General features: G+C 73.1%; 2 protein-coding genes. Both read right to left on the bottom strand.

Annotated features, from left to right (window positions below; genetic code table 11):
• Positions 1-353: 353 nt before the first annotated feature.
• Complete coding sequence (ispG, locus tag AOK00_RS07010; RefSeq protein ID WP_055599440.1) at positions 354-1511, bottom strand: flavodoxin-dependent (E)-4-hydroxy-3-methylbut-2-enyl-diphosphate synthase; 1158 nt, start codon at positions 1509-1511, stop codon at positions 354-356.
• Between the two features lie 40 nt (positions 1512-1551).
• A partial coding sequence (locus AOK00_RS07005; protein WP_301554189.1) for a transketolase C-terminal domain-containing protein occupies positions 1552-2401 on the bottom strand: 850 nt, incomplete at its 5' end.

Below are 2401 nucleotides of genomic sequence, written 5' to 3'. Positions count from 1 at the left end.
CCGCCACGACGGATGGCAACAAGGCACCGCCCACTGGACAGCCGGCGCCGGAGGAAACAAGATCAGCGGCGGCTGGACCATCTACAACACCGTCTTCGACGGAGACGTATACCGCAAACTCGGCTAGCGGCAGCACCTGGCCGTCCGGCGCTTCACGACGAGCCCGCCGCCGATGACCGAGGTTGAACGCGTGATGTTGTCGTGTCGTCGTTCAGGCGAGAACCGGAAAGGGCAGGCCTCCGACCGCACGTCGTGGTCGGAGGCCTGCCCTCCTGTCCGGACGGTGCTGCTGTCCGGGCCGGCCGAGTTCCCCGCCCTTGGCGGAGGTGACGTCGCCCCGGCCGCGCACGGCGTCAGCCCACGGCCGTCACCTCGGGCGTGCCCGTGCCGAGGGCGCTGGTGTCGAAGGCGTCGGCGAGCCGCAGCGCCTCCTCGATCAGGGTCTCGACGATCTTCGACTCCGGTACGGTCCGGACGACCTCGCCCTTGACGAAGATCTGGCCCTTGCCGTTGCCGGAGGCGACGCCGAGGTCGGCCTCGCGGGCCTCTCCGGGGCCGTTGACCACGCAGCCCATCACGGCGACGCGCAGCGGGACCTCCATGCCCTCCAGGCCGGCGCTCACCTCGGCGGCGAGCTTGTAGACGTCGACCTGGGCGCGGCCGCAGGACGGACAGGAGACGATGTCCAGCTTCCGCGGGCGCAGGTTGAGCGACTGGAGGATCTGGTTGGCGACCTTGACCTCCTCGACCGGCGGCGCGGAGAGCGAGACCCGGACCGTGTCGCCGATGCCCTGGCGCAGCAGCGCGCCGAAGGCGACGGCGGACTTGACGGTGCCCTGGAAGGCCGGACCGGCCTCGGTGACGCCGAGGTGCAGGGGGTAGTCGCAGGCCTCGGCGAGGAGTTCGTAGGCGCGGACCATGACGACGGGGTCGTTGTGCTTCACGGAGATCTTCAGGTCGTGGAAGTCGTGCTCGGCGAAGAGGCTCGCCTCCCACAGCGCCGACTCCACCAGGGCCTCGGGGGTGGCCCTGCCGTACTTCTTCAGCAGCCGGGCGTCCAGGGAGCCGGCGTTGACGCCGATGCGGATGGGAGTGCCGTGGTCGCCGGCGGCCCGGGCGATGTCCTTGACCCGGTCGTCGAACTTCTTGATGTTGCCGGGGTTGACGCGGACCGCCGCGCAGCCCGCCTCGATGGCGGCGAAGACGTAGCGCGGCTGGAAGTGGATGTCCGCGATCACCGGGATCGGCGACTTGGCGGCGATCGCGGGCAACGCGTCCGCGTCGTCCTGGGAGGGGCAGGCCACCCGCACGATGTCGCAGCCCGCGGCGGTGAGTTCGGCGATCTGCTGGAGGGTGGCGTTGACGTCCGAGGTGAGCGTGGTCGTCATGGACTGCACCGAGATCGGGGACCGGCTGCCCACGCCGACCTTGCCGACCTGGAGCTGGCGGGTGGGGCGGCGGGCGCCGAGTACCGGGGCGGGCATCGACGGGATGCCGAGCGCGACCGTCATGGGGTGTCTCCTGCTCTGGTGAGGGTGAGGGCCGGGCGGGTCACTGGTCGGCGCCGACGGGCTGCGGTGCGAGGTCGCCGATCGAGACGGAGTCGTCGCGGCCCGCGAGGGCCTCGACGACGGCGCGGGCGATGTGGCGGCCGGTCAGGCCGTGGGCGGCGAGGATGTCGTCGCGGCGGCCGTGGTCCAGGAAGCGCTGGGGCAGTCCGAAGGTACGGACAGGGGTGCGGGCGCCCGCGTCGGCGAGGGCCTGGGCGATCGCGGCCCCGGCGCCGCCGCTGCGGCCGCCGTCCTCGACCGTGGCGACCAGCGAGTGGCCGAGGCCGAGCTCCACGAGGGGGGCGGGGACGGGGGCGATCCAGCGCGGGTCGACGACGGTGACGCCGAAGCCGTGCTCTGCGAGGCGCTCGGCCGCCTCCAGGCACACCCCGGCCATCGCGCCGACGGAGACGAGCAGGACGTCCCGGGCGTCCGAGTCCGCGCGGCGCAGGACGTCCATGCCGTCGAGGGTGGCGACGGCGGGGATGTCGGGGCCCGTGGAGCCCTTGGGGAACCGCAGCGCGGTGGGGCCGTCCTGGACCGCGAGGGCCTCGCGCAGGGCGCGGCGCAGGGTGGCGGCGTCGCGCGGGGCGGCCACGCGCAGCCCGGGGACCATCTGGAACAGCGAGAGGTCCCACATGCCGTTGTGGGAGGCGCCGTCGTCGCCGGTGACGCCGGCCCGGTCGAGGACGAAGGTGACCGGGGCGCGGTGCAGGGCGACGTCGAGCAGCATCTGGTCGAAGGCCCGGTTGAGGAAGGTCGCGTACACCGCCACGACGGGGTGCAGTCCGCCGAGGGCGAGGCCGGCGGCGGAGGTGACGGCGTGCTGCTCGGCGATGCCGACGTCGAAG

It is taken from the genome of Streptomyces aureus (assembly GCF_001418135.1).
In the GTDB taxonomy this organism is placed as follows: Bacteria; Actinomycetota; Actinomycetes; order Streptomycetales; family Streptomycetaceae; genus Streptomyces; species Streptomyces aureus_A.
Note: the sequence above shows the minus strand (reverse complement) of the source record. Positions and strands in the feature narration are given on the sequence as shown.